Raw genomic sequence first — 21,852 nt, 5'->3', positions numbered from 1 at the left:
GAGGGATTTAAAAATAGAATCTTATCAAAGATCACAGCAATGACCATTATTCAATATATCAATAGGTTTGAATTCAACAGAAATATAAACAACCTAAAAATTAATATTAACTAAATGCACAACGGGTAGAAATAGAATGTTATTGGTAAAGAATAAAAAATTACAACAATCCTTTTTACAAGAACTTCTACAAACACAAGAACGGGTTGGTAAACGTATTTCTAAAGATTTACACGATAGTGTTGGTCAAAGTTTGTTGTTGGTTAAAAATAAGGTTCTTCAAAATAAGGATCAAAAGACAGCGAGTATTGTAGATGGAGTAATTGATGAGGTACGTGCAATATCTAGAAGTTTACATCCGTTTAAGCTAGAAGAACTTGGCCTCACAGTAACATTACAAAGTAGTGTAGAGATGATTGATGAGAACTATGATATATTTATTTCAGCAGAAATTGATAATATTGATACGGTTTTTGATCAAGAAAAAGAAGTTAATATTTATAGATTAGTGCAGGAGAGTTTTAATAATATTCTCAAACACTCTAATGCAAGATCTGCAGAAATTATAGTAATCAATAAAGAAACTGATGTAGAGATAATTATCAAGGATAATGGTAAAGGTTTTGATGTTTCTAAAGAAAAGTCATCTGTTTCAAAAATTGGCCTTAAAACATTAAGTGAACGATCAAAATTCTTGAAAGCCAGCTTTAAAACACTTTCAGAGATTGATCAGGGAACCACACTTATATTTAATATACCAAAGCATGTTTAAACCTAATATACTTATCGCAGATGATCATCCTTTGCTTTTAAGGGGGTTAGAAGAGTTTTTAAAAGAAAAAAAATATAATATTATTAGCACTCATGCTGATGGACTCTCTGCGTATAATGCAATTATAAAAGACAAACCAGATATTGCTATTTTAGATATTGAAATGCCTAACCTTACCGGGGTTGATGTTGCAAAAAACTGTAAGCGGCATGGTATGGATACCAAGGTTATTTTAATAACTCTTCACAAAGAGAAAAAATTCTTTGAAGAAGCAGTAAAATATAATATTCATGGGTATCTGTTAAAAGAATTTGCCTTAAGTGAAATAGAAGCCTGTATAGCAAGTGTTTGTAGAGGAGAACCTTATTTTAGTGAAAAAATATATAAACGATTTACCCATATAGGAGAAGGAAATTCTGATATAGATAAGTTAACTCCATCAGAAATAAAAATTTTAAAGCGTATAGCAGAAGAAATGACTAGCACTGAGATAGCAGAGCTATTGAGTATTTCGGTAAGAACTGTAGAAAAACATAGAGCAAATATTATTAGGAAACTTACCCTGGAGCAAAAACCTAATGCTTTGCTCATCTGGTCACAGAAAAATAAACAGTTATTATTGTGATGTATACACATATATTCTGATGTAAGATTACGTAGCGCTACGTATGTTATAGCGCCTCATGTATTTATATCTTTGCTTATATAATATTTAAAGAGAAAACAGATTAATGTAATGTTGGATGTTAATACTGAAATATATAGTTCTAGAGGTAGTACTTTTTTAGTGTATCCAAACCCAATAAAAGGAGAGATTTATATTGATCGCACAACTGATTTGTCTACTGCTCGATGCAGCATTTTTGATCCAAAAGGGCATTTGGTTAAAGAAAATAAAAAATTATCAATCAGAAATACAATCTCATTTGTATCGTTCCCAGCAGGGATGTATACGATTAAGATATGTGATGAAAATAGAACAGTTATTAAGAAATTTCTAAAACTCTAGTTTTTAGGAAGATTGGGGGAATGGGGACTATCGACTTTAGTTGGTGGTCTCTTTTTTGTTGATCTGTTTGTTGTTTTCTAGGGTATTATATAATAATATGTACTTTACAGTATTTTTTAAGCTCAGATTTTAGAAAAATTACTTAGAACTCTTAGTAAATTTTAAAGTTCATTTTCTTTATATCGCTACTATGTGGGTATTTATAATTGTATTTGTTATGCGTGCATATAATATAATTGCTGTTTCTTTTATCAAGATGCTAAGAATACATATATTGTCCGCCAGTTTTTAATTAAGCGTAAAATAAAGCACAATACACAATAATTAACTATATGTATACTTCAAAAATATCTGGATTGGGATATTATGTTCCTGAAAATGTGGTGACAAACGATGACCTTTCTAAAATAATGGATACCAATGATGAGTGGATTCAGGAGCGAACAGGTATAAAACAAAGACGTCATATCAAAAAAGGTGATGGTAATAGTACTTCTGTAATGGGAGTTAAAGCTGCAAAAATTGCAATAGAAAGAGCAGATATTTCTAAAGATGATATAGAATTAATAATTTTTGCTACACTTAGTCCTGACATGTATTTTCCAGGAGGAGGAGTACGGGTTCAGGATATGATGGATATGAAAACTATTCCGGCATTGGATGTTCGTAATCAATGTAGCGGATTTGTATATGCAATATCTGTTGCAGATCAGTTTATAAAAACCGGAATGTATAAAAATGTTTTGGTTATTGGAAGCGAAAATCACAGTGGAGGTTTAGATATGACTACCCGTGGACGAGGAGTTTCTGTTATTTTTGGTGACGGCGCAGGCGCAGCTGTATTGACAAGAAGTAAAGAAGAGGGTAGAGGAATTTTATCGACACACTTACATAGTGAGGGGGCACATGCAAAAGAATTATCTTTAGAAGGGCCAAGTACAGAACATTGGGTTCCTGAGATTATTGCAGAAGACCCACAAGAGAATATTCCTTATTATCCATATATGAATGGTCAGTTTGTTTTTAAAAATGCTGTAGTGCGTTTTTCAGAAGTAATTAATGAAGGATTACAGGCAAATAATCTTACGGCGGCAGATATTAATATGTTAATACCACATCAGGCAAATTTAAGAATATCTCAATTTGTACAAAGACAATTTAAACTATCTGATGATCAAGTATACAATAATATTCAAAAATATGGAAATACTACAGCTGCTTCAATTCCGATAGCACTTACTGAGGCATGGGAAGAAGGCAAAATCAAAGAAGGAGATTTGGTGGTGTTGGCGGCCTTTGGAAGCGGATTTACATGGGGTAGTGCTATTATAAAATGGTAGTATTGTAAACCGATGACTAGGCTAGATGATAAATTAAAACGAAAAACGCGAAGCAATTAAGCTTCGCGTTTTCTTATCTAATAACTCGGTTATTAATTTTTTAAAGGCTAATTCAAATAAATCATAACCATGATTACTATATTAAACGTAACAAATTGCAATGTGTTACAGAATTTGTTGTTTTTTTACATTTTTTTAACGTTAATTTAGTTTTTGAGGAATCTGTATTGAATTTAACACATTCATTAAGCATTGTTTTTCTTATTAACATATTTATTAAAAAAAGTGATGTTAAAGTATGCCTCCACCTGATTTTTCGTTATTATCTCTGCGTTTCCTAGATGCCTTTCTGTTTTTTCCACTTCCAAACCTATAGGATAGCCCTAAAAAAACAGTTTGTGTTTCTCCTTGAAATTGCCCATTTTGTGGGTAAGGATTGTCTCCAGAAAATCTAAAACGCATTGTATTAAAAATATCATTAAAGTTAATACTAGCCGTTCCTTTGCCTTTCATGAAGTTGTATCGAGCTCCTGTATTTACAAAGTAAAACGGTTTAGTTTTAAATAATACACCTTCTTGTTCTCCACGGTAAAATCCAAAAACTTGAAAAGTTAAATTTTTAGTAGCTTTAAGACTATTGTTAATTCTAAAATTATAGATTACGGCATCAACTTCACGGTTTACATTTTCTACTACTCCTTTTTGAGTTTGCCCATAAAGATCAAAACTTGCATTAAAACTCCACCAATTGGTTACTTTATAATTACTTGAGATTTCTATACCATAGGCAGAATTGTTTTCAAAATTATCAAAAGTTAATATTTGACCTTCTTCTACATCTGGATTCTCTATTAGTACTTGATTGATTTCATCATTGATTAATCGATAAAATACTCCTCCAGTAACTGAGCCTTTTTCTAATTTCCGTGTATAATTAGCTTCAACAGAATTAGTAAATTGTGGATCAAGAGACGGGTTTCCTAAAGAAACAATTCTTGGGGTGCTCCATTCTCGTATTGGGTTTATTTGATTTAAACCAGGTCGATCAATTCTACGACTATAACTTAACTGATAGCTGTTCTTTTCTCCAGGAGTATAATTAAGATATCCTGATGGGTATACAGTAAAAATATCGTCTTCAAATATTTTTTCACCATTAAATACAGCTTCTACTTCATAGTTCTCTATTCTAGCACCTAATTGATATGACCATTTTTCAAAATTCTGACCAAATGTTGTGTAAAATGAATGGATATCTCTATCATAACTATATTTTGAATCCTGAAAAAGAGTAGATTCATAATCATTATCGGTTCTTCTTAATCGAGTCTCGTATCCTATTTCTAGTTTGGTCTTTTCTGATAAAGGATTTACATAGTCCAGGTTAATTGTCGTATTTTTCCTTTCGTTATTAATGAGATCATTATAGTTTGGTAGTGAATTGTTTCCTCCTATAAAAAGAAAATCATCATCACTATCACTTTCAAAAACATTATAATCGACTTCAAGTTCTATATTATGTCCTTCTTTCTTAAAGTCATGTTTATAGTCAAAATTATAAGTAGAGCCTAAATTATCACTATCACTTATTAAATCTTGTGTTAAGTTGCTTTGATCATTATTTAAGAAAATAATGTCTGTGGATCCCTTTGTTAAACCATCAAATAGATTTTGATTGGTATATACAGAGACAGTATTGTTATCATTAATAAAGAAATCCATCCCGAATTTAAAGAGATGTGATTTATTATTATCTAAAAATTGAAAATCTGTTCTGTAATTTTGATCCTCTCTAAAAACAAAACCTGCATTTAGGTTTTTGGTAATATTATTACCATAGTTACCATAAAAATTTATTTTACCTGTTCTATAATTTAAATCGACAGAACTATTAAAACGAGCATTTTTATCATAATTAAGCCCTAGATTAACATTACCATTAAATCCTATGTTGCTATTTTTATGTAATACAATATTAATAATACCACTCATTCCCTCTGGATTATATTTGGCAGAAGGATTTGTAATTAATTCGATTTTCTTAATAGAAGTTGACGGAATTTGCCTTAATAGTTGAGAAGCGTCAATATTAGTGGGCTTACCATCAATAAGAATACGAACATTTTGATTTCCTCTTAAAGCAATATTACCATCTTGGTCTACATTAACTGAAGGTATATTATTCATGATTTCTGCTGCACTACCTCCAGTTGTGGTTAAATCTTTACCAACATTAATAACTTTACGATCAATTTTTTGTTCGATAGTAGTTCGTTCTGCTACTATAGTTACATCGTCTAAAGCTTCAGCGGCTTCCTCTAGTGTAATAGTACCTAGGTTAAGATCTTTGTTCTTTTTTGAAATCTCGATACCTTGGGAATATGTTGTGTATCCTATAAATTGAACTTTTAAAGTATAATTTCCTTTCGGAATATCGGTAATTAGGAAATCTCCGTTTTCTGTTGTAATTCCGCCTGTTATTACTTTACTAGCTCCATCATTAATTACAATAGTGGCATAGGGGATAGGTTGGTTTAAGTTCTTGTCGATAACTTTTCCTTGGATAGTACCTACCACAGCTTCATTACTGGGTTGAGCAGAAAGCAGAAGGCACCATAATGAGAAAAGTAATAAAACAGTTTTTTGATTAAGTGTTTTCATTTGAATGTTTATTTGATTGATATATGCAATGCATTGTACTTTGTATAACATAATACAGATGCGAATTTTTTACTAAAATTAGCACGGTGATTAATCGTGTATAAAGGTTAGACGACCTTGTCTAAGTTCTGTTACATCTAATTTTAGACTTTAACATTATATTAAATAATTAAAAACCGCCCTTTGAAAAAAGGGCGGTTTTCTATAATAACCAAATAGTAACACTAACCATCAACTATGAATAAAATTTGATTATTATTTAAGTAACTAACTAACTAAATTTATGAAAATTCATATCTTTTATAAGTAAGACGTACCACATAGATTTGTGTTACACTCATCTTTTGTTTTTAACATTTTTCAAGTCATTTTTAACGTTTTTTACTACATTTGAAGCCTTAAAAGATACCTTTCGTTCAAAAAAACAAATACTATTTTATGCAGAAAAAAACATTAGTTCTTGGTGCTTCTTTAAAGGAAGATAGGTATTCAAATTTTGCAATTCATAAATTAGTAAGTCATAACCATAAAGTTATTGCTGTTGGTTTGAGAAAAGGAGAGGTAGCAGGTGTTCCAGTTGATACAGATATACAGAATATAGATGATATTGATACCGTAACTTTGTATTTAAATCCTAAGAGACAACAACCTTATTATATTCCTATTGTTAACCTACATCCAAAAAGAGTGATTTTTAATCCGGGGACAGAAAATCCAGAATTTTATAAAATTCTTAGAGAAGCTAATATAGAGATAGAAGTGGCTTGCACTCTTGTGTTACTTTCTACGAATCAATATTAATCCAAAAAATGTAATTAGACCATTAAGAGGTAGTAATTCATAACCTATTTCATATCCTCCAATTAATTCGGGAGGAATATTAGATATTCCGATTATAATCAAAACTGAAGCTAAGGCTACTATCCAGCTATATTGGTCATGGATTTTATATTTTGTAAAAATCCCAAAAGAAAATAAACCTAACAGAGGTCCATAAGTATAGGTTGCTACGGTTAATAAGTTACTTATAACATTTTCTGTAAGTACATGTTTAAAAACAATAATGACCAAAATCAATAGTATACTCATACCAACGTGAGTCCTTTTACGAATTCCGGTTTGTAACTCTTTGTCTTTTTTCTCGATGTTTAGAAAATCTACACAAAATGATGTGGTCAATGAAGTTAGTGCACTATCTGCACTACTATAAGCTGCTGCTACCAAGCCAAGAATGAATGATATAGCTAATATAATTCCCAATCCTCCATTTATAGCTATTTCTGGGAATAACAAGTCTGTTTTGGCTTTTCCATCCATTAGGGGGGTACTTACATCAAATTGATCTGAATAAATAAATAACAGAGCACCTAAAAGAAGAAAAATAAAATTAACTACTATTAAAACCAGACTAAAGGAAACCATATTTTTCTGAGCTTCTTTTAAATTACGACAAGTAAGGTTTTTTTGCATCATATCCTGATCTAATCCAGTCATACAGATAGTAATAAACATACCGCCTATAAACGATTTTAAAAAATGCCCTTTTGCCAGAAAATTATCTAAGAAAAATATTTTATTATAGTTGTCTAATTCGTCAGAGTTTAAAAATTCTGAAAAAGACCACCCAATTTTATCATTGATGTAAAAAATAGCCATTCCAACAGCTATCAACATGAATAATGTTTGCAAAGTATCCGTCCAGACTATGGTTTTAATTCCACCTCTAAACGTATAGATCCAGATAAGAATGATAGAAAGTATTACAGTGATTTCAAAAGGTATATTCCATTCATCAAAGATATATTTTTGCAGCACTATAGCTACAAGATATAGCCTGAAAGATGCCCCTAGGACTCTGGAGATAAAAAAGAAAAATGCTCCGGTTTTATAACTTACAATACCAAATCTCTGTTCTAAATATTGATATATTGAGGTTACATTTAATCTATAATATATTGGCATCAATATGTATGCAATGACAAAATACCCAAATAAATACCCCAAAACCACCTGCATATAGCCAAATTGTGAAGCTTCTACCCATCCAGGTACAGAAATAAAGGTTACTCCGCTTAGGGAGGCTCCGATCATTCCAAAAGCAACAATATACCATGGTGATTGTCTATTGGCTTTAAAGAAAGCATCATTTCCTGAATTTTTCCCTGTAAAATATGAGATAAGAAGGAGGACCCCAAAATAAGCCGCAATAAGGAGTAGAATGTGTAAAGGTTGCATGAATTTCGGTTAAAAATGATTCCCAAAATACAAATTAACCAGAAACCCTAGAGTATAAATTTAAAACTATTTATTTCTAACATCACTTTCGATCATACCATCTCGCAAACGAATTACTCGATGTGCGTGTGCTGCAACTTCTTCCTCGTGAGTTACTAGAATAACGGTGTTGCCTGCAGCATGGATATCGTCAAAAAGCTGCATAATCTCTAATGAAGTTTTAGAGTCTAAGTTACCGGTAGGTTCATCTGCTAATATTATAGAGGGTTTATTAACTAATGCCCGTCCAACAGCGACACGTTGTCTTTGCCCTCCTGATAATTGATTAGGTTTGTGATCCATACGATCAGAGAGTCCAACATCTGTCAATACTTCTTCTGCTCTTACTATTCTATCTTTTTTAGAAGAGCCGGCATATACCATGGGCAGCGCAACATTATCAAGAGCAGTAGTTCGAGGAAGTAAATTAAATGTCTGAAAAACAAAACCAATTTCCCGGTTTCGGATATCTGCCAATTCATTATCTGTCATTTGGCTAACATCATTTCCATTTAAGTTATAAGTGCCATCGGTCGGCGTGTCCAGACATCCCAAAAGATTCATAAGAGTAGATTTACCAGAGCCTGATGGCCCCATAATTGCTAGGTATTCTCCACGTGCAATATCCAGGTCAATGCCTTTTAATACATATACAGTTTCTTGACCCAGTTGAAAGTTTCTTATAATTCCTCTGATTTCTATGACATTTCCCATGTAGTATTATTTACAAATGGTTAAGATACAATTTTAGACTATATGACGCAGTAGGTAAAAAGTTGTTACATGATGAAGTGCAAAATATTCTCGCTTCTGATAAGATTTAAGCATAGGCTTAGCGTTAAAGCTGAGTTAAAACCTGATAGCCCTTTATTTTCTGATTATTAATATGATTTTTGTCATTTTTCATGGTGAAGCTTAAAATTAGTTTTGCGCAAAACATAACTAACATAAATAAATATGAAAGCACTTAAACGCCCTGAGCCTATCAATGTAGAAATTGCCTTAGATCCTAATGAAACTATAATGAGTAAAACCAATCCTAAAGGAATTATAGAATACGCGAATGACTATTTCATGCAAATTTGTGGATATGAAGAACAAGAACTAATTGGTCAGCCTCATAACGTGATACGTCACCCCGATATGCCTAAAGTGATTTTTAAATGGTTATGGGAACATTTATTAGCAAAGAAAAATATACATGCTTTAGTGAAAAATTTAGCAAAAGATGGAAGGTATTATTGGGTGATTACCGATTTTGATGTAAAAGTAGATGATGAAGGGCAAATAGCTTCATTTTTTGCAAGAAGAAAAGCTCCACCTAGAGATACAATAACAGCAATAGATAGTCTGTATAAAAAACTATTATCAATAGAGCAGGCAAGCGGTGTCGAAACGGCAGAAAAATATTTGATTGGTTTTCTCGAAGAAAAAAATATGACCTATGGTGAATATATAGAAGAAATTTGTTTACCCGAAGAGAAAAGCACGTATGATCCAAAGGACTTACAATACCACAAACGTAGAACTGTATTTTCAAGAATGTTTAGGTAGTATTAATGGTATATGATATAGAATTATATTTGATTTAAGGTTTAATACCTTTTAATTCGTAAGGCCCAAACTATCATAAAATAGCTTGGGCTTCTTTTTAAGAGACTCTTTATGAATTTCAATACACTTATTTAATATCTCTACTGGATAATACTTCTATGATTTTTTGTGCAACAATTTCTGAGGATAAATGATTCTGACCTGTAATAAGATTTCCATCAACTTCTATATGAGGTGTATTTCTTGGTGAAAACTTAAATGTTCCTCCTCTTTTTTCAATAGTTTTTTGAATAAAAAAAGGAAACTGTTTATAGTATTCTTTATTAGGATTTTCATAGCCGTCTGGATAACCATTAACACGTTTTCCTTGCACAAGATATTTTCCATCTTTTGTTTTTAAATTTACAATTCCAGCAGTCCCATGGCATACAGAAGATATGATACCGTTATGTTGTTCATATATTTCCATTGCTATTTCCTGAATATTCTTATTTTCTGGAACGCCATACATAGCGCTACCACCACCAACATAATAGACAGCCTTATAGTTTTTTGCATCTATTTGTACAGGTTTTTTTGTATTTTCTAATGCTGCCATAAAATCATTATTGTATAAATATTCTTTTTGTAACTGATCAGAAGTGTTGATATATGCAAGTGGTATTGCGCCTCCTTCGGGACTTACAAAATCAATAGTATAACCAGCCTTCTGAAAGGTGTGATATGCATTAACAATTTCAGAAAAACTATTACCTGTGTTAAGTTTAGAGTTTCCATAGAAATGAGCATTTGATACAATGAATAAAATATGATCAGCATTATTTTTGTCAAATGTTCTTTTAGAAGCTGATTTACTCATGATCACCCATGATCCTTCTAATTTTTTCATTAAAAAAAGATCTGTAAGACGTAGTTCTCTCTCAGGAATTAAAATTTCTACTTTGGCAACGGCAATATCGTTTTCTCGATCGATGTTGAGTATTCTTCCCGTTCTTCCGCTAAATTTGTTTTGTTCTCCTTTTTCATACCAACTAATATACTCACTTGAGGGTACTACCCAAAGTTCATCATTTTTGTTATTTAGATACAACTTTGCATCTTTATAAAATGCTTTACTTATTTGTTCAGGTCTTCTATAAGAAGTTCCTTCTATATAATGAGTCAAAGCGTCAGCAATGAGTTTTTCTTCAGATTGAGCTTGGGTTGTACCAAAAAATGCTATGCAGGCTATTGTGCAAAAAAGATTCTTCATGTTTTTATTTTTTTGAAAGAACCACAATAGTATAGGCTATCGTTATAAAATCAGTAATATTTTATAATTCAGGTGTACGGTTTTATAATATTGGACTTAGAAAATAAAAAAAACAGGGTTTGTTTACTAGTTAAGACTGTGCAGATTTGTACTGTGTAGGGGTCATGCCTGTGAGTTTTTTGAATGTAGAATAAAAAGTTGATTTAGAATTAAAGCCACATTCATAACCAATGGATTCTATAGTAAATTTATCCTTATTTGATAATAATATTTTAGCTTCATGTATTCGATATTCGTTAACAAATAAAGAAAAACTTTTATTCAAATTATCATTTATGAACTGAGATAAAAGATGTGTTTGTATATGAATTTGTTTTGCCAGATCAGGTAATTTAAGATTAGGGTTTTTATATAGTTTTTTGGACTTCATTGTTTCTTCTAATACTTCAAAAAGTCTTTTGGCTTCAGCTTCTTCTATTTTTTTGTCTGCATACTTTGACGGTTCCCTAAAGAGAATAGCGTATTTTTTTTTACGGAAGAATAATATTAGAAGTAATAAATAGAATACAAAAGAAAATGAAAGCGCACCTACTATATATGAAGTGTATGATACTGTTTTATATGCAATCCAAATGATGAGGTTACCAAAGTAAACACTTGTTATCCATATTTCTGCACTGTTTAATTTATTGTGCTTTGTAAACATTTTTTTGATCACTTTTCTTAAAAGAAAACCTGAAGCTAAAATGTATCCTAACCATTGATAATAAATTACTTTTACAATATAGAACCTCCAAAGGTCAGGATAATCCTCATAAGGATAGCTATAACCAATAGCGAGTATAATAATAAACAAGAAAAGAAAGTGATATTTCCAGGAATGGTCGATCTTTTTTGAAGAAGGATTTAGTATAGATTTCAAATAAAAAAATAAAGAAGGACCGATAAGAAAACATGCAGATAACCCTATTTGAAGATAGATTTTAGAAAGCTCTCTATTAAAGTAATAAAATATAGATTTCCAAATTCTAATACTTAATACCGTTAATAATGTTCCCAGAAAATAATTAGAAATGTGTTTAGGCTTAGCATAAAAGAAAAAATATATAGCTAGAAGTGTACTATTAAAAACTCCAATTGCACTAAAAAAGAATAAAAACTGACTGTCGAAATTCATATATAGGTGACGATAAACTAATATTTATAGGAATGATAAAATTAAATAGAAAAACTAGTAAAAGAAAATGAGTTCGGTATTTATATATCAATTAGAAAACCTTTTATGCTCTAATTACAAAATGTTCTTTAGCCTGCTCTCTTCTAAAAAAAACAAAACCCAGATCAAAAATATCTATAGTTACTGTTACTTTTGGGTGATTCTTTATTTGCTCCCAGGTAGATATGTTTTGTAAAGATAGATGTATGCCATTAATGAGTAACAAAGAATCATTATGAATGTTTGAAAGTATAACTTCCAGACTATGGTTATTATATTCTTTTATATTCATATATATGAAATCATAATTGCTTTTACTTATATCTTTTGATATGGACAATGAATCGTTTAATAATAATGTTTGATAGGGAAGAGGAGAAGTGTTTTCAAGTATAGCAATTTGTTTATAGTTTAAATATGTGATTAATCGATCAATAAGTTTCAGGTTTTTGAAGCTTATGTTAGCATTTATACAGTTTTTTTTATAAATAGATTTGATTGCCGGGTATAGTGATTTGTGTTTTTTGTCATAAAAACATTTGGTAACCAGAGTATATACAAATGGAGAATGCACTCCGTGTTGATTTGTAGATTTTAAAAGGTATCTGAGGTATGTTTTTAGTTTAAAGTACATTCTAAATCAAAAACCTTATAATTTAAGATTTATATTTTTCATATTATCCTTCCATCTTTTCTGAAAGTTCTAACCAACGCATTTCCCCTTCTTCTATTTGCTGAATAATGTTTTTCAATTTCAATGATTCTTCATTAATCTTTTCTGCGGGTAACGTTCCTTCAGCAAATAAATTTTCAATTTCCTTTTTTTGAATTTCTAATTTTTTAAGATCGCGTTCAATTCTATTAAATTCTTTTTGTTCGTTATAAGAAAGTGCTGCTTTGTTATCTTTTTTCCAGGTGTTTTTTGCTTTTACCTCGGTATTTTCTGATTTTGTTACTTCTGGTTCTTTACTATTTTCATAGATACGATAATCTGTATAATTTCCTGGGAAATCCTGAATGATACCGTTACCTCTAAAAACAAACAAATGATCTACGATTTTATCCATAAAATAACGATCATGGGATACAACGATGAGACAACCAGGAAAATCTAATAAAAAGTTTTCCAGGACATTAAGAGTTACAATATCCAGGTCGTTGGTAGGTTCATCTAAAATTAAAAAGTTAGGATTTTGAATCAGCACAGTGCAGAGATATAATCTTTTACGCTCACCACCACTTAACTTTTCTACGAAGTCATATTGCTTTTTACGATCGAAAAGAAAACGTTCTAATAATTGTTGAGCAGAAATTTGTCTTCCTTTTTTTAAAGGAATATAATCTCCAAACTCTCGAATGACATCAATTACTTTTTGACCTTCTTTAATTGATATACCACTTTGGGTATAATATCCAAATTTTATAGTATCTCCTTTAACTATTTTTCCATGATCAGGAAGTATTGATCCTGTAATCATATTTAGAAAAGTAGATTTTCCGGTTCCGTTTTTACCAATTATACCAATACGTTCTCCTTTTTTGAATACGTATTCGAATTTATCAAGGAGAACTCTGTTATCAAAACTTTTGGATATTTTGTGGAGTTCCAGGATTTTACTTCCCATTCGCTCCATATTAATCTCGAGTTGTACTTCGTGGTCATTACGGCGTTTATGCGCTCTATCCTTGATTTCATAGAAGTCATCAATTCTGGATTTTGATTTTGTTGTACGTGCTTTTGGTTGACGTCGCATCCAATCCAGTTCTTTTTTATAGAGTTGTTTTGCTTTATCCGTACTTATTTGTTCGTTAATAACACGAGCTTCTTTATTGTCTAAGTAGTATGCATAATTTCCTTTATAGCTGTATAATTGACCATTTTCTAATTCTAAAATTTCGTTACATACGTTCTCTAGGAAATAGCGGTCATGAGTAACCATGAATAATGTAAAGTTCTCTTTTGCGAAATATTCTTCTAGCCATTCTATCATTTCTAGGTCCAAATGGTTAGTAGGTTCATCTAGGTATAGAAGATTAGGTTTGCTTAACAAAATATTAGCCAGGGCTAACCTCTTTTTTTGTCCACCTGATAATTCGCTTACTTTTTTACTTAGATCTTCTAATTTAAGTTTGAAAAGTATCTGTTTATATTGGGTTTCAAAATCCCAGGCATTTATAGCATCCATTTGTTCAAAAGCTTGCTGGTAACCTTCTACATCATCTGGGTTTAGTAATGCTTTTTCATAAGCATTAATCACTTGGAGAATATCGTTGTCTGAAGCAAAAATAGTTTCTTCAATAGTAAGATTAGGGTCCAGATTAGGTTCTTGAGGTAAGAAGGCCACTTTTAGGTTTTTACGATATACGACTTGTCCTTCATCAGGATCTTCATCTCCTGCAACAATATCTAATAATGACGTTTTACCTGTTCCGTTTTTGGCTACAAAACCAATTTTCTGCCCTTCATTAATTCCAAAAGAGATATTCTTAAAAAGAATACGTTCACCAAATCCTTTAGCTATATTTTCTACCGATACGTAATTCACTTATTGATTTTAAAATTGACGCAAAGATAAATAGAAATAGATTCTGTTTTAGAAAAGATTTTTGTGGTTTAATTACTTTTTGTGGATAAGAATTCTTAACTTTCATCGGTTATTATGAGCATTACATCGATGATGTGGTGGTATTAACAAACCCCAAACCCCTACTTATGCGTTCTTATCTAATCATAATAGTACTATTTAGTACTATATTTCTGTTAGAAGCACAGGAAACGTATATCGATAATTTCGGTACGGTTTCTTATGCAAATAATGATGGGACTGCAAATTGGGCGGGCAATTGGGCAGAAATAGAGCCCTTTGCTACCGATGACGATCCATTTGGTGGATTTATAAGGATTACTGGTAATAGATTACGGTTTAGCTTTATATTTGCGGGAGATGAGCAAATTCAACGAACAGCTGATCTTACTGGTGCTGCCACTGCTACGCTTTCTTTTGATTGGGAAACATTTAGTCTAGAAGCTGGTGAGACAATTGATGTTCAAATATCAAGTACAGGAGGAGCTCCTTTTACTACCTTGGCTAGTTTTGGAAATGGAGTAAATACAACAGATACTTTTACTCAAGATATTTCAGGATTTATTTCAGCAAATACCACCATACGATTTATCAATACTAATAATGATTGGAATCAAGGAAATGATCGTTTTTTTGTAGATAATTTACAAATAGAAACTTTTGTAAATATGGCACCTGTTATTACAGTTTCTGGAGATCAACATTTTTGTCCAAACGCCACAAATTCTATACCTGTAGTACAAACAGTTAGTATTACTGATGTTGATGATACAGAGTTGGACCAAGTAACTATACAAGTTTCTACAGGATATCAAAATGGACAAGATGTATTGACATTAACAGGAGTTCATCCAAATATTACTGATAGTTGGGATGTTGTCGAGGGTAGATTAACATTAACAGGTCCGACTACTTTGGCTGAGTTTGAGGCTGCTGTTTTAGCAGTTGAGTTTTCTTCTACACCTCCAGTTGTAACTGGTTTACGCGAATTTTCTGTGGTTTTAGGTTCTCCTTTGTTTTTGCCAGAAACTGGCCATTATTATGAATTTGTTCCTTCTTTGGGCATTCGATGGGACGATGCAAGAGATGAGGCAGCACTAAGAACATTTTTTGGTCTTCAGGGATATTTAACAACCCTTACTAGTGTTATAGAAGCAACATTTGCAGGAAGTCAAATAACGGGAACGGGATGGATTGGTGCTAGTGATAATTTTGGAACAGGAGAAGGAGAATGGCGTTGGGAAACAGGACCAGAAGCAGGGACAGTTTTTTGGAATGGAAATCAAACAGGAGCTGTAGCTCCTGGTGAATTTGCATTTTGGAATAATAATGAGCCTAATGATTGTTGTTCGGGGACAAATGGAGAAGAAAACTATGCTCATATAACTGATAATACTATTGGTATTGAAAATTCATGGAACGACTTACCTATTACAGGAGGGGGAGGAGCATATCAAGCCCAGGGATATATTGTTGAATATGGCGGGCTTCCAGGAGATCCTGTACTTCAGATCTCAGGTGTTACTAGATTGCGAATAAGTTGTTCAGTCATTACAAATAGAAGTAAAACGTATCGTGTAAATAATTAGTGTTTATTTATAGTTGATTGATAGGTAAGAATATGTTGATTGATTTTATAAATACGTTTAGATAGTATCCTGATCAATTCTTAGTATTATTTTTTTTGCTTACGTCGGGTAACAGAAAATAGAAATATAAAAATTGAAAGGAAAATAGCAACTCTAGCAATATAGTTTCCTGCCTTTACATAAAATGTAATTTTCTCATTGACTTTTAATGTTCCTTTTAATGTTCCTTGTTTTTCATAACCCAAAGAGGAAACAATATCTCCTGTTTGATTAATTATTGCAGAAATACCTGTATTTGCACTTCTGGCAATACTTCTTCGGGTTTCTATGGCTCTTAGTTTTGCATAAGAAAGATGTTGTTTATGCCCTTGGGTATTACCCCACCATGCATCATTTGTGATAATGGCTAGAAAATCTGCTTTGTTTCGAACATAACCAGTTACATATTCTCCATATACGCTTTCATAACAAATAATAGGAGCTACCCCAATACTATCGTTTGTGAAAAATACTTCTCGATCTTCTTGAGTGGTTTTTTTTGCTACTGTTCCTCCTAGGTCAATCATAGCATCTCCGACGATTGGTTTTAATAAGCTTTGATATGGAAAATTTTCTACGCCAACCACAAGTCTGCTTTTGTGATATAATTCACTGCTTCCATCTGGTCTAACAAAAAAAGCTGAGTTATAATCATCATAATAAATACCTTCTTTATACGTGTTGGTCTGCTTACGAATTTTATTTGGATTATTAAAAACGTCGATCATTGATATCCCCGATAAGAAATGAGCGTTAGGATAAGAGTCAAGTAATTTTTTACCAGTGTTTTTTGCAATAGATCTGGAGAAGTTATTTAACCTATTATTATCAGCAAAAACAGTTTCAGGTGCAATAATAAAATCTGTATTTGAAGTAGCAGCAGATCTTGTTAATGAGTCTAATAAAATACCGATACGAGTATCATTAGTATTGTATTTCTCAGTATATGGGTTGATGTTTGGTTGTAAAATTACAACTTCAACATCGTGCCCTTTTTCTTCATAGGTGTTTAGAATAATTATCGAAATTATAATAGGTATTGAAATGATTATCCCATTGCGAATTGCAGATCTATAGAGAATAGTTTTGTCCTTGTGCTCTAGGAAAAGTAAGATGCTTTTAAAAGTAATCATGTTTACAGTCCATATCCAAAGAGACCCACCAAAACTTCCGGTATATTCGTACCATTGGATCCATGAAGTAAAACTGGCAAATCCATTTCCTAAATTAAGCCATGGCCATGAAAACTCCCATCGTAAATGAAGATATTCAAAACTCATCCAAAGACAAACCAAAAAGATACTACTTATCATAAATGTGGTCCTTTTGGCTACAATATGGTATGTCAAAAAAACAAGAGACATGACTAAGCTATTTACTAGAACTGCAAACCACATTCCAAAGGCCGTAGAATTATAAAGCCATCCAGTAGAGATGATATTCCAGGTAAAGAATGTGAGATATGCCAATCCTAAAACCTGACTTTTACTATATTTATTTTTACGAATATTAGATTCAGCAATAAGTAGAGGGATAAATCCAAAGAATAAAAATAAAGGAAAACCATAAGTAGGCCATCCGATAGTAAGTAGGAGTCCGGAAATAATGGACAATACAATGTTTCTCATAAAAAAAGACTTCCTTGTTAAAGACGAAATTAAACTTATTTAGTTACAATTAATAAAATTGAATACTTCTTTTTTGTTAAGCTTATTACTTCATATTTTAAATCTATATGAACAGACCAAAATAGTTTGCTATTTTTACACAAAATCAAATTATATGTGGATTAAAAAGCAGGTTCCAAATATCATTACATTGTTTAATCTTTTTTTTGGATGTATTGCGGTAATTTTTGCAGTCGGTGGTAATCTGGAGTTAGCTGCTTTATTTGTTGGATTAGGAATTTTCTTTGATTTTTTTGATGGTTTTGCCGCTAGAGCTCTAAATGCGCAAAGTGAATTAGGACTACAATTAGATTCATTGGCAGATATGGTGACAAGTGGAGTTGCGCCAGGTATAATAATGTATCAATTACTTTCTCAAGTTTTTGGAAAACCTTTTTATGTAGTTCCTAATTCCTGGGATTTTGGACAAACTTTTGCTAGTTTTGACATGTCGTACATATCTTTAATAGGTCTATTTGTAACATTAGCTTCTGCATATCGATTGGCTAAATTTAATATTGATACTCGTCAAACTACATCTTTTATTGGTTTGCCAACTCCGGCAAATACACTATTGATTATGAGCTTACCTCTTATTCTTAAATTTCAATCAGACCCTTGGATTGTTGCAATTTTACTTAATAAATGGTTTTTAATAAGCTTAACTTTTATTAGTTGTTATCTTTTGAATGCTGAAATTCCTTTATTTGCTTTAAAATTTAAAACATGGGGATTCACAGAAAATAAGGTTAGGTATATTTTTCTTTTGTGCACAATACTGTTAATTGTAGTATTGAAATTTATGGCAATACCATGCATAATACTCTTATATGTATTAATGTCTTTATTTTCTAAAGGAAAATCTGTAAGTGAATAGAGGCTAGGTAATATTTAAAAATCTAATTTCTTTTTACGAAGTTCAAAGTTTTGACCTAGATATACTTTACGCACCATTTCATCTTCTGCAAGCTCTTCTGGAATACCCGCTTTTAGAATACTACCTTCAAACATCAAGTAGGTCCTGTCTGTTATTGCAAGTGTTTCTTGTACATTATGATCAGTAATTAGAATTCCGATATTTTTGTTTTTAAGTTGTGCAACAATACGTTGTATATCCTCTACAGCAACAGGATCTACACCAGCAAAAGGTTCATCCAGAAGTATAAAGTTAGGATCTGTAGCTAGTGCACGAGCAATTTCTGTACGACGACGCTCTCCACCACTTAATAAATCTCCACGGTTTTTACGAATATGCCCCAAGCTAAATTCTTCAATGAGCGCTTCCATCTTATGTAATTGTTCTTTTTTACTAAGAGATGTAAGCTGTAATACACTCAAAATATTGTCTTCTATACTAAGCTTTCTAAATACAGAAGCTTCCTGAGCCAAATAGCCAATTCCATTTTGAGCACGTTTATACATTGGATATTTGGTAATATCGGTACTGTCTAATGTTATTTTTCCACCATTTGGTTTTACCAAACCAACGATCATATAAAAAGAGGTTGTTTTACCAGCACCATTTGGTCCCAAAAGTCCAACAATTTCTCCTTGATTTACTTCAAGAGAAATTCCTTTTACTACTTTTCTACCTTTATAGGATTTTATAAGATTGTCTGCTTTCAACTTCATATTAGAATGACTTCGTTACAATAGGGGTGTTGCTAAAATGAGCTCGTAAATTTACATTATTCTTTTGAACCGTTCTAAACTTAAGATTTTTTTGCTTCTAGGGCATCCCAAAATTCATATGCACGGCGTAAATGAGGAATAACTATAGTGCCTCCAACTAAGGTAGCAATACTAAGTGCTTCAACTACTTCTTCTTTTGTTAGCCCTTCTTTATGACAAGTTTCTAGATGATAACGTACACAATCGTCACAGCGTAATACAGCAGAAGCTACTAACCCTAACAATTCTTTAGTTTTTACATTCAAAGCGCCTTCCATATAGGCATTAGTATCAAGATTGAAGATTCTTTTAATTACTTTATTATTATCTTCAAGGATGCGAGAGTTCATCTTCTCTCTATATGCGTTGAAATCATCAATTAAATCACTCATTTATGCGGTTTTTTGAAGTTTTTGCTTTTCTTTTTTTATAACAACTTTAGAAATTATAATACTAACTTCATATAATATTAAAATGGGTATAGTTACAATAACTTGACTCGCGATATCAGGAGGCGTAATTATTGCAGATAATATTAACACAATTACTAAAGCAAATTTTCTGTATTTTTTTAAAAATTCTGGAGTGACCAGACCTACTTTGGTAAGGAAAAACATGATAACAGGTAATTCGAATATTAATCCGCATGCTATGACAGATGCTCTTACCAAGGCAATATAGCTATCAATATCAAATTCATTAAGCACTTCTTTACTTACTTGATATCCTCCTAAAAAATTAATAGATAATGGTGTGATTACATAGTACCCAAAAAGTACACCTAAGAAAAATAAAGAAGAACAAATGATAATAAAACCTTTAGAAGTTTTTCTTTCATTGTCATATAATGCTGGTGCGATAAATTTCCAAAATTCATAAAGTACGTAAGGAAATGCTGCAATAAACCCGGCAGTTATAGAAGTCCAGATGTGAACAGAGAATTGTCCGGCTACTTTTCTACTTTGTACACTAAATGGTAATTCTTTAAAACATAGGCTTTCATCTAGACCTAATAGTTTTGATAAATTGCAGAGTCCATTATAGGTTGGGAAATCTGCTTTTTTTGGGCCGAAAATTAATACGTCAAAAATAAATTCTTTAGCCATAAATGCTGCAATTGCAGCAATTAATACAGCTACAGTAGCTCTAATTAAATGCCAACGTAACTCTTCTAGGTGATCTAGAAAAGACATGGATTGAGGGTCTTTTTGAGTGCTGTCTTTCATTATAAAATGCCTTCTCTCATTAGATCATGAATGTGAATAAAACCAGCATATTTTCCATTTTCTTCGGCTAATAATTGGGTTATCGAATTTCCTTCCAATTGTTCTAGAGCATCTACAGCCATAGCTTCATTATTAATACGTTTGGGGTTAGGAGACATAATATCTTTAGCAGTCAAACCTTCAAAAGAAGATGTATTTGTTGTAAGCATTCTACGTAAATCACCATCAGTAATAATACCTACAATAGTACCGTTTTCTGTAACTGCTGTAGCTCCCAGCCTTTTCTCTGTCATTTCTACAATTACCTCATTTATATTTGAGCTAGGAGATACTTCTGGTTTTTCGTTTCTAGAGGTAATATCACTTACTCGTAAATATAGTTTTTTCCCCAGAGCGCCCCCAGGATGATATTTAGCAAAATCACGGCTAGAGAACCCTTGTAGATATAATAAGCAAACAGCAACAGCATCTCCCATAACAAGTTGTGCCGTAGTACTAGTTGTTGGAGCTAAGTTGTTTGGACATGCTTCCTTTTCAACAAAGGCATGTAATACATAATCAGCTTCTGTACCTAAAAAAGACTCTTTATTCGAAGTAATACCTATCAATGTATTTTTAAAACTTTTGATTAAAGGTACCAATACTTTTATTTCTGGAGTATTTCCACTTTTAGAAATACAAATGACAACATCATCTTCAAGAATATTACCTAAGTCTCCATGAATAGCATCTGCGGCATGCATAAATACGGCGGGAGTACCCGTAGAATTCATCGTGGCAACAATTTTTGAAGCAATAATAGCACTTTTGCCTATTCCTGTTATTATGACTCTACCTTTAGAGTGAAGAATACTTTCAACTGCGTTAGAGAATTCTTCATCAATTAGTTCTTCTAAATGGGCTATTGCACGGGCTTCTTCGGCAATAGTTTTTTTGGCATATGAGATTATAGTATCTTGGGTGTTCAAAATTTAAAAAATTTGCGTGTTATAAATAA

The 21,852-nt window shown here is 31.9% G+C and carries 20 protein-coding genes and 1 pseudogene; 9 read left to right on the top strand and 12 right to left on the bottom strand.

Annotated elements, in window-relative coordinates; genetic code table 11:
* From FOF46_RS32580 to FOF46_RS18105, 5 genes and pseudogenes are all read left to right on the top strand, one after another.
* A pseudogene (locus FOF46_RS32580) lies at positions 1–114 on the top strand (IS982 family transposase); the annotation flags it as partial.
* A gap of 28 nt (positions 115–142) precedes the next feature.
* The gene (locus FOF46_RS18120; protein WP_167571873.1) at positions 143–772 is read left to right on the top strand and encodes a sensor histidine kinase; all 630 of its coding nucleotides are present in this window, start codon (positions 143–145) and stop codon (positions 770–772) included.
* Positions 765–1,397 (top strand): response regulator, encoded by a 633-nt coding sequence (locus FOF46_RS18115; RefSeq protein WP_143917428.1) that lies wholly within the window; start codon positions 765–767, stop codon positions 1,395–1,397. Before FOF46_RS18120 ends, FOF46_RS18115 begins: the two co-directional genes overlap by 8 nt.
* 111 nt (positions 1,398–1,508) lie before the next feature.
* Positions 1,509–1,781, top strand: a complete 273-nt coding sequence (locus tag FOF46_RS18110; RefSeq protein ID WP_143917427.1) for a T9SS type A sorting domain-containing protein — start codon at positions 1,509–1,511, stop codon at positions 1,779–1,781.
* A gap of 332 nt (positions 1,782–2,113) precedes the next feature.
* Positions 2,114–3,121, top strand: coding sequence for a 3-oxoacyl-ACP synthase III family protein (locus tag FOF46_RS18105; protein ID WP_143917426.1), 1,008 nt, complete (start codon positions 2,114–2,116; stop codon positions 3,119–3,121).
* A 291-nt stretch (positions 3,122–3,412) separates the two neighbouring features.
* On the opposite strand, the gene FOF46_RS18100 is transcribed toward FOF46_RS18105, so the two are convergent.
* Complete coding sequence (locus tag FOF46_RS18100; RefSeq protein WP_143917425.1) at positions 3,413–5,782, bottom strand: TonB-dependent receptor; 2,370 nt, start codon at positions 5,780–5,782, stop codon at positions 3,413–3,415.
* 438 nt (positions 5,783–6,220) lie between these two features.
* Here FOF46_RS18100 and FOF46_RS18095 point away from each other — a divergent pair, with 438 nt between their 5' ends.
* Positions 6,221–6,583 (top strand): CoA-binding protein, encoded by a 363-nt coding sequence (locus FOF46_RS18095; protein WP_143917424.1) that lies wholly within the window; start codon positions 6,221–6,223, stop codon positions 6,581–6,583.
* On the opposite strand, the gene FOF46_RS18090 is transcribed toward FOF46_RS18095, so the two are convergent.
* Together FOF46_RS18090 and FOF46_RS18085 are read right to left on the bottom strand one after the other, a co-directional pair.
* Positions 6,560–8,017: a sodium:solute symporter gene (locus tag FOF46_RS18090; protein WP_109437996.1), complete on the bottom strand. Its 1,458-nt coding sequence runs from the start codon at positions 8,015–8,017 to the stop codon at positions 6,560–6,562. The genes FOF46_RS18095 and FOF46_RS18090 overlap by 24 nt on opposite strands.
* Positions 8,018–8,083: 66 nt before the next feature.
* Complete coding sequence (locus FOF46_RS18085) at positions 8,084–8,770, bottom strand: ABC transporter ATP-binding protein (RefSeq protein WP_109437997.1); 687 nt, start codon at positions 8,768–8,770, stop codon at positions 8,084–8,086.
* Positions 8,771–9,013: 243 nt separating this feature from the next.
* Between FOF46_RS18085 and FOF46_RS18080 the strand changes: the two genes are divergently transcribed.
* Complete coding sequence (locus FOF46_RS18080; RefSeq protein ID WP_109437998.1) at positions 9,014–9,610, top strand: PAS domain-containing protein; 597 nt, start codon at positions 9,014–9,016, stop codon at positions 9,608–9,610.
* 127 nt (positions 9,611–9,737) lie between these two features.
* Here FOF46_RS18080 and FOF46_RS18075 read toward each other — a convergent pair whose 3' ends face one another.
* The 4 genes from FOF46_RS18075 to FOF46_RS18060 form a co-directional block, all read right to left on the bottom strand.
* Entirely contained in the window at positions 9,738–10,862 is a 1,125-nt protein-coding gene (locus FOF46_RS18075) for a nuclear transport factor 2 family protein (RefSeq protein ID WP_109437999.1), read from the bottom strand.
* A 130-nt stretch (positions 10,863–10,992) separates the two neighbouring features.
* Positions 10,993–12,039 carry a helix-turn-helix domain-containing protein gene (locus tag FOF46_RS18070; protein ID WP_143917423.1) on the bottom strand — a complete coding sequence of 349 codons (1,047 nt, stop codon included), beginning with the start codon at positions 12,037–12,039 and terminating at the stop codon, positions 10,993–10,995.
* A 103-nt stretch (positions 12,040–12,142) separates the two neighbouring features.
* Positions 12,143–12,652 (bottom strand): hypothetical protein, encoded by a 510-nt coding sequence (locus FOF46_RS32350; RefSeq protein ID WP_208746793.1) that lies wholly within the window; start codon positions 12,650–12,652, stop codon positions 12,143–12,145.
* Positions 12,653–12,755: 103 nt separating this feature from the next.
* Entirely contained in the window at positions 12,756–14,624 is a 1,869-nt protein-coding gene (locus tag FOF46_RS18060; protein WP_143917422.1) for an ABC-F family ATP-binding cassette domain-containing protein, read from the bottom strand.
* 167 nt (positions 14,625–14,791) lie between these two features.
* On the opposite strand from FOF46_RS18060, the gene FOF46_RS18055 reads away from it, so the two are divergent.
* A complete protein-coding gene (locus FOF46_RS18055; RefSeq protein WP_143917421.1) occupies positions 14,792–16,252 on the top strand; it encodes a C-type lectin-like domain-containing protein in 1,461 nt (486 codons plus the stop codon).
* Positions 16,253–16,338: 86 nt separating this feature from the next.
* Here the strand turns inward: FOF46_RS18055 and lnt are convergent, their stop codons facing one another.
* Positions 16,339–17,919, bottom strand: a complete 1,581-nt coding sequence (gene lnt, locus FOF46_RS18050) for an apolipoprotein N-acyltransferase (protein WP_143917420.1) — start codon at positions 17,917–17,919, stop codon at positions 16,339–16,341.
* 154 nt (positions 17,920–18,073) lie between these two features.
* On the opposite strand from lnt, the gene FOF46_RS18045 reads away from it, so the two are divergent.
* On the top strand, positions 18,074–18,835 hold the full coding sequence (locus tag FOF46_RS18045) for a CDP-alcohol phosphatidyltransferase family protein (RefSeq protein ID WP_143917419.1): 762 nt from the start codon (positions 18,074–18,076) through the stop codon (positions 18,833–18,835).
* A 14-nt stretch (positions 18,836–18,849) separates the two neighbouring features.
* Here FOF46_RS18045 and lptB read toward each other — a convergent pair whose 3' ends face one another.
* The 4 genes from lptB to FOF46_RS18025 form a co-directional block, all read right to left on the bottom strand.
* On the bottom strand, positions 18,850–19,590 hold the full coding sequence (gene lptB, locus FOF46_RS18040; RefSeq protein ID WP_109438005.1) for an LPS export ABC transporter ATP-binding protein: 741 nt from the start codon (positions 19,588–19,590) through the stop codon (positions 18,850–18,852).
* Positions 19,591–19,670: 80 nt separating this feature from the next.
* The gene (locus FOF46_RS18035; protein ID WP_109438006.1) at positions 19,671–20,021 is read right to left on the bottom strand and encodes a carboxymuconolactone decarboxylase family protein; all 351 of its coding nucleotides are present in this window, start codon (positions 20,019–20,021) and stop codon (positions 19,671–19,673) included.
* Positions 20,022–20,855, bottom strand: coding sequence for a twin-arginine translocase subunit TatC (gene tatC, locus FOF46_RS18030; protein WP_109438007.1), 834 nt, complete (start codon positions 20,853–20,855; stop codon positions 20,022–20,024).
* Positions 20,855–21,823, bottom strand: a complete 969-nt coding sequence (locus FOF46_RS18025; RefSeq protein ID WP_143917418.1) for a KpsF/GutQ family sugar-phosphate isomerase — start codon at positions 21,821–21,823, stop codon at positions 20,855–20,857. Before FOF46_RS18025 ends, tatC begins: the two co-directional genes overlap by 1 nt.
* Between the last annotated feature and the right edge of the window lie 29 nt (positions 21,824–21,852).

It is taken from the genome of Aquimarina algiphila, assembly GCF_007489275.1.
GTDB lineage: Bacteria > Bacteroidota > Bacteroidia > Flavobacteriales > Flavobacteriaceae > Aquimarina > Aquimarina algiphila.
The sequence above is the reverse complement of the archived record's forward strand: the minus strand, read 5'-3'. Positions and strand labels throughout refer to the sequence as shown.

Bases quoted from the DNA above. Each gene is read 5' to 3' on its own strand.
- FOF46_RS18115 (WP_143917428.1), top strand. From the start codon at position 765: ATGTTTAAACCTAATATACTTATCGCAGATGATCATCCTTTGCTTTTA.
- FOF46_RS18110 (WP_143917427.1), top strand. From the start codon at position 1,509: ATGTTGGATGTTAATACTGAAATATATAGTTCTAGAGGTAGTACTTTT.
- FOF46_RS18105 (WP_143917426.1), top strand. From the start codon at position 2,114: ATGTATACTTCAAAAATATCTGGATTGGGATATTATGTTCCTGAAAAT.
- FOF46_RS18100 (WP_143917425.1), bottom strand. From the start codon at position 5,782: ATGAAAACACTTAATCAAAAAACTGTTTTATTACTTTTCTCATTATGG.
- FOF46_RS18095 (WP_143917424.1), top strand. From the start codon at position 6,221: ATGCAGAAAAAAACATTAGTTCTTGGTGCTTCTTTAAAGGAAGATAGG.
- FOF46_RS18090 (WP_109437996.1), bottom strand. From the start codon at position 8,017: ATGCAACCTTTACACATTCTACTCCTTATTGCGGCTTATTTTGGGGTC.
- FOF46_RS18085 (WP_109437997.1), bottom strand. From the start codon at position 8,770: ATGGGAAATGTCATAGAAATCAGAGGAATTATAAGAAACTTTCAACTG.
- FOF46_RS18080 (WP_109437998.1), top strand. From the start codon at position 9,014: ATGAAAGCACTTAAACGCCCTGAGCCTATCAATGTAGAAATTGCCTTA.
- FOF46_RS18075 (WP_109437999.1), bottom strand. From the start codon at position 10,862: ATGAAGAATCTTTTTTGCACAATAGCCTGCATAGCATTTTTTGGTACA.
- FOF46_RS18070 (WP_143917423.1), bottom strand. From the start codon at position 12,039: ATGAATTTCGACAGTCAGTTTTTATTCTTTTTTAGTGCAATTGGAGTT.
- FOF46_RS18055 (WP_143917421.1), top strand. From the start codon at position 14,792: ATGCGTTCTTATCTAATCATAATAGTACTATTTAGTACTATATTTCTG.
- lnt (WP_143917420.1), bottom strand. From the start codon at position 17,919: ATGAGAAACATTGTATTGTCCATTATTTCCGGACTCCTACTTACTATC.
- FOF46_RS18045 (WP_143917419.1), top strand. From the start codon at position 18,074: ATGTGGATTAAAAAGCAGGTTCCAAATATCATTACATTGTTTAATCTT.
- lptB (WP_109438005.1), bottom strand. From the start codon at position 19,590: ATGAAGTTGAAAGCAGACAATCTTATAAAATCCTATAAAGGTAGAAAA.
- FOF46_RS18035 (WP_109438006.1), bottom strand. From the start codon at position 20,021: ATGAGTGATTTAATTGATGATTTCAACGCATATAGAGAGAAGATGAAC.
- tatC (WP_109438007.1), bottom strand. From the start codon at position 20,855: ATGAAAGACAGCACTCAAAAAGACCCTCAATCCATGTCTTTTCTAGAT.